7 protein-coding genes and 1 pseudogene are annotated in these 5,005 nt (G+C 29.6%); 3 read left to right on the top strand and 5 right to left on the bottom strand.

Annotation, left to right across the window (positions count from 1 at the left end):
* From C9J37_RS27160 to C9J37_RS28680, 3 genes are all read right to left on the bottom strand, one after another.
* A partial coding sequence (locus C9J37_RS27160; RefSeq protein ID WP_153063526.1) for a hypothetical protein occupies positions 1-541 on the bottom strand: 541 nt, incomplete at its 3' end.
* Positions 534-1,358: an McbB family protein gene (locus C9J37_RS27155; RefSeq protein WP_167397458.1), complete on the bottom strand. Its 825-nt coding sequence runs from the start codon at positions 1,356-1,358 to the stop codon at positions 534-536. The genes C9J37_RS27160 and C9J37_RS27155, both read right to left, overlap by 8 nt.
* Before the next feature lie 69 nt (positions 1,359-1,427).
* Positions 1,428-1,643: a bacteriocin microcin gene (locus C9J37_RS28680; protein WP_167397457.1), complete on the bottom strand. Its 216-nt coding sequence runs from the start codon at positions 1,641-1,643 to the stop codon at positions 1,428-1,430.
* A 228-nt stretch (positions 1,644-1,871) separates the two neighbouring features.
* On the opposite strand from C9J37_RS28680, the pseudogene C9J37_RS27145 reads away from it, so the two are divergent.
* From C9J37_RS27145 to C9J37_RS27135, 3 genes and pseudogenes are all read left to right on the top strand, one after another.
* Positions 1,872-2,192 (top strand): annotated as a pseudogene (locus C9J37_RS27145) (GNAT family N-acetyltransferase); the annotation flags it as partial.
* Between the two features lie 465 nt (positions 2,193-2,657).
* Positions 2,658-3,161, top strand: a complete 504-nt coding sequence (locus C9J37_RS27140) for a DUF4275 family protein (RefSeq protein ID WP_107897886.1) — start codon at positions 2,658-2,660, stop codon at positions 3,159-3,161.
* A 154-nt stretch (positions 3,162-3,315) separates the two neighbouring features.
* On the top strand, positions 3,316-3,621 hold the full coding sequence (locus tag C9J37_RS27135; protein WP_107897885.1) for a hypothetical protein: 306 nt from the start codon (positions 3,316-3,318) through the stop codon (positions 3,619-3,621).
* A 515-nt stretch (positions 3,622-4,136) separates the two neighbouring features.
* On the opposite strand, the gene C9J37_RS27130 is transcribed toward C9J37_RS27135, so the two are convergent.
* Together C9J37_RS27130 and C9J37_RS27125 are read right to left on the bottom strand one after the other, a co-directional pair.
* Positions 4,137-4,316: a hypothetical protein gene (locus C9J37_RS27130; protein WP_107897884.1), complete on the bottom strand. Its 180-nt coding sequence runs from the start codon at positions 4,314-4,316 to the stop codon at positions 4,137-4,139.
* Positions 4,317-4,331: 15 nt separating this feature from the next.
* Entirely contained in the window at positions 4,332-4,568 is a 237-nt protein-coding gene (locus C9J37_RS27125; protein ID WP_107897883.1) for a helix-turn-helix domain-containing protein, read from the bottom strand.
* Positions 4,569-5,005 lie beyond the last annotated feature (437 nt).

The following is a 5,005-nucleotide window of genomic DNA, read 5'->3' as shown; positions in this document are numbered from 1 at the left end:
ATTTTGTTATCAAAGTTCCCGAAAACTCTCCGATTTGTAATATCCCCTTGAGATAACCTAATCCTTCATAAAGAAAAGTGGATCTTTCTAAATTAAGAAAAAAACTTAAACAGATATCAATGTTTTTATTTTTTAAGAGTGATATTGATTCCGAATTAGGTAGCTCCTTATATTTAATTAAACTCTCCTCCTGAAAGTTAAAAGTATAACATCCTGATTCTACTCCTGGGAATTTAGGTAATACTGTAAAAACCGGAAGGATTAAAGGTATTTTTGCTTCTTCAAATTGTTTTTTCATTAATTTATAAATTGATTTAAGAGAAGAACAAAGTTCTGCAATACTATATTTCTTTAGTACAATATCTGAAGAAATAACAATATCTTTGTTTAATTCAATCCAATCTAGCTTATTAATATCACTCTTTATTAGTTGATTTTGATCTATTACAGGGACATTTGATTGGTGGAATTTTAAGATTCTATTAATTTCATTGTGATCTAATAGTACATTTAAATACTCATCCCAGTAATGTTTAGTCATAGCAATCACACAACTCCCAATGATAAGCGTAATCTTGATTAATGGTTCCTTTGCTTATACTTATTTCATATACTTTATTAACGAATTGGTTAGGATTCTTATTAAACTTGATATCTGAAAGTAAAATATCAATAGGTTTTAGATAATCAATTGTTTCCAATTCTGCTTCTATATTAAATAATCCATTCTGTTCATATATAATATCTATTATAGTTTGAAAATTTAATTCATTGCTGCTCAATGTGCCCCTTAGTTGTGTTTCTAAACTGTAAAAAAAGCATTTAGGACAAGGATTTCTCCAGTCTTTTTTATAGTAATTAGATACATAGATTGAATGATTATAATAAAAAACAGTTTTAATTATAGCTTCCTTCTCTTTAATAGAATCCATTAAATTTATGTATTTTTCTAAATGAAAGGGATTAAAGAATAATACAATCATATCGTTAGATTTAATTTTCGAGAAGTCATCATCTTCAAGTATTTCAATATTGGGCATTACACTATTTCCAAAATTATTAAATAGATTATTAAATATATCGTCGTTGCTTATAACCCACACTTTATCATATTTAAAAAATGGTTCTTTTACCATTTTCAAAATATCATTACCTAATAAAAATTCCACCACTATATCCTTACTATCTGAAAATTCCCGTTCTAAATCTGAATCCGTTAACGACTTAATTTTTTTATTTTCAATATAGAATAGGAATTCTACTAATTGTTGGTTTTGTACCACTGTAGTTGATGTTCCAGTTTGAATTACACAACTATCATTAAATGAATTTATTAGGTATGAATTGACTTTATACACAAATACGCCCCTTTTCATTTAGTTTAATAAAGAGGAAAAATGGCACGAACACCATTTTTCCTTTTTGTGTTATTTTTTAGAGATATCGCCTGCTCCTCCACTACAACAACAGCAACAGCAACAGCAACAGCAACAGCAGCCACCGCCACCACCACCACCGCCGCCGCCACCGCTGCCGCCGCCGGTATTATTCGAAAGGATAATAGAATTGCTACTAAATCCAAGACCTAATTCATTTACTGAACCGATACTCACCTTATTTGTCCCTTTACCTGGTTTCGCCATAAAATTTTTCCTCCTTTAATTAATAAGATTTTTACTACTAAAAGCATTGTCGCAATGTATCAAATAGATACACCCTTAATTTAACATTTCTACATTAATTAAGTATTTCCTCCTTTTAAATTTATATAATTATGAATTTTACAAAAAAATATATGAATAGCAATAAAGTCTAATTAAACCGCCCTAGGTTTCAATTAGGGCGGTTTAATTATGGTTTCCGTTAGAGATTATGTTTTACTTCCGACAAGACCTGATACGGTAGAGTTGGTGAATATTGCTGTCGTAGAAGAAAAACAGAGTAGAGGTTTAGGGAAGTTGTTAGTAATGAATGCAATTATGATAGCTAAGACAAAAGATTATAAAATCATTGAAGTTGGTACTGGCAATTCAAGTATAGGGCAGTTGGCTTTATATCAAAAATGTGGATTTAGGATTATTGGTGTTGATATAGATTTTTTTATTAGGCATTATCCAGAAGAAATTTTTGAAAATGGTATTCAATGCAGGGATATGATTCGTTTATCTCAAGATTTATATCAGGTACGTTAGTACATTAAGTATTTTAAAAATAATTAACTATAGCATATAGTATACAAATATAAGCCTAATAAAAGTTCCCAAATCAAAGTTAGGAAAGAGACCGAAATCCAAGAAATGCTGTTAAGCCAATATTACTTGGATTTTTCTTTGAATATTGTTTATACAGCTTTTTATTCAAATATATAAACAGGGCTACGATAGTACTATTCAAGATTATGCAGCGTGTGTTATCTGAATAAAAACCTGTATATTTGATGATTTAAAACTTCATTTTTTTTAAAACGATCTTCAACAATCGGGGGCTATTCTTGAAAAAGAATCGTACCTTCTTTAGCTAAAGGCCCATATTATTGAATAACAATTTTTTAAGATATGTTACCCCAAACGACGCTTTGGGGATGTTTGTAATTTACTTAATAAACAGTTATGTTAAAGATATATTAATAAATTTAGCAATTGTTATTGGAGGTAAAGATGATTAGAGATAAAATCAATAAAATATTAGATATTTTACCAGAAGAAGAATTGGAAAGTGTTTATTGGTCAATAGTACCGATACAAAAAAGTTATGAATTTAAACAACACTTAAGTCAAAAAGGTGTACAAATCTCACAGTTAATCTATGAGGAAAATAAAATTATTAATTTATGGGACAAGACATTTGCAAAAAATATTAGTGAAAATTTAAAGAAAGAAATACATTATGAACAATTCAAGTGGCATATTTTCAGTTATGAGAAGCAAGATTGCTTGAAAAAAGATGTTGCAAGAGAGGCATTTGATACGATTTCAAAGGATGAGCTCTATGTAATGTATCAAGGTTGCTCATTTGTATTTCTTTATACAAATGCAAATGAAGTGGTGTCAAAAGACTTTGATTCGCAACAAGATATATATATTTTTGATAAAAACTTCACTTGGACATATGTTCATACTCACGAGTCAATGTGTGGTCCATATTTTTACAAGGTATTATGATTAAGCAGCACATCGAAATGGGATTATTTTTTTGTTATATCTTGAGTATTAGTAAAAAAGCACCCAAAACGAAGCTTTGTGAACCTAAAATACATAATTACATTTCTGGTATAATTATTCTGCAAACTCATTACATAAAAAGGGAGAATATAGCGTGATTGTTAAAGTCGGATTTGACTATGAAGATGATATAGAGTATATGATTTGTCCTGCGAATGTAGGGAGAAATATTAATCAATTACAAAGAGATTTTTGGACTTGGCTATATAACCGAGAGAACCATCATCCTTATTGGGAAATACATTATCAAGACGAAGAAGGAAATCCTGTTTATGGAGTTAGTTACGGTACAGATGCTTTTGTCTATTGGTTGAATAATGTCAGATTTACTAAAGGGAAAAAAGTGGCGCGGTTAATAGAAGTTCCAAAGACACCACCTAAAAAAACAATTAGGTTTTAATGATTATAAATTATGCAGTTTCATTCAAAATAACGTTCCAAAATCAAAGCTAGAAAAGAGACCGAAATCCACGAATACTGTTCAACCAACATTTTTGGATTTTACTTTGATTATTGTTTATTCAGCCTTTTATGCAAATATATAAACAGGGCTACGATAGTGCTTTTCAAGTTTATGCGCGATTGTGGAGCAATACAGGTAGAAAATAATCAAACTTTCTATAAAAACCTAACTTAAAACTGCTGAAGAGGAATCCCTTTTGATCAATCTTTTTTCAAAAGAGATTCTTCTTAATTTATCATAAAATAAGGGTTTGTGAGGTATTTTTGCTCAAACTTATCTTGTGACAGATTGGCATTTTTTGTGTTTCTTAAAAGTGCAGTTTCGCTATGAAAACAAAAAGTTATCATATGTGGGCATTTGATTTTAGTTTTTCTATGTTTAAATGTTTTTCTGAATCCTTGAAAATAAGGGGTTTGGAAAATCTAAAAAGAACTGTACTGGCGAACTTTTCATTAATGAAGGTCATTTATTTTTGTCTTTATTCTCTTTTGAAGCAATAATTGAACAGCAGTTGTATTGTTATTTACAGCCTCGGTTAAAAGTCCAAGAGATTTATCAAACTTCCAAAAAATCAACAAAAACGCCACTATAGGAAATCCTACGGTTGAAATCGCTTGCATTAGTCCTTCCATACGTCAAACACCTCCTCATGACGAAAATTCCAACTCTTTATCATCCTTAGTTAAAAGCTCAATAAAATCTGTAATAATACTTTGAAAAGCAACTTCCTTACTCATTTTTATATACTTACTATTATTTTGGATGTCCTCGCGATACAAAATAATAATTTCAGTCATGGCAGCTTGATCCCCAGCTTTAGCCAAAGTAATTAATTTGGCTAATTCATCGTTTGATATAACTGCTTCAACATATTTCGTTTCCATTTATCCCCTTACTTACTGTGACATTTTTAAATCTTTTGCTAATTTCTTTTTAGTTTTACCTTCTATATAATACCTTTAATAACGTTTCGACCTGTACTTTGTTTTTGTTTCATATAACCCCTCCTACTATAAAGGTAAAAATAAAGACATTTTAACAACTAGAAAAAAACTTTTTTTCTACTATAATGTAATTTAGTTTACAAAAAACAACTATTAATATCTACTTCATAAGAATGTATGTTCTTTTTTTGAGGTGAGTAAATAACGTAAATTTACTATTTATAACTATTAATGTAATATTTATATAAACGAGTTAATTTCACAATTCTAACCCCTTGTCTCCCAAGGGTTTTCAAACAATAAAAAATGGGCACCTCCCAAAATGGTATAATTTAAGTGACCAAACCAAAATTATCCACGAGGTGAATGCCCTATGA

The organism is Lysinibacillus mangiferihumi (assembly GCF_003049665.1).
GTDB classification, from domain to species: Bacteria; Bacillota; Bacilli; order Bacillales_A; family Planococcaceae; genus Lysinibacillus; species Lysinibacillus mangiferihumi.
The sequence above is the reverse complement of the archived record's forward strand: the minus strand, read 5'-3'. Positions and strand labels throughout refer to the sequence as shown.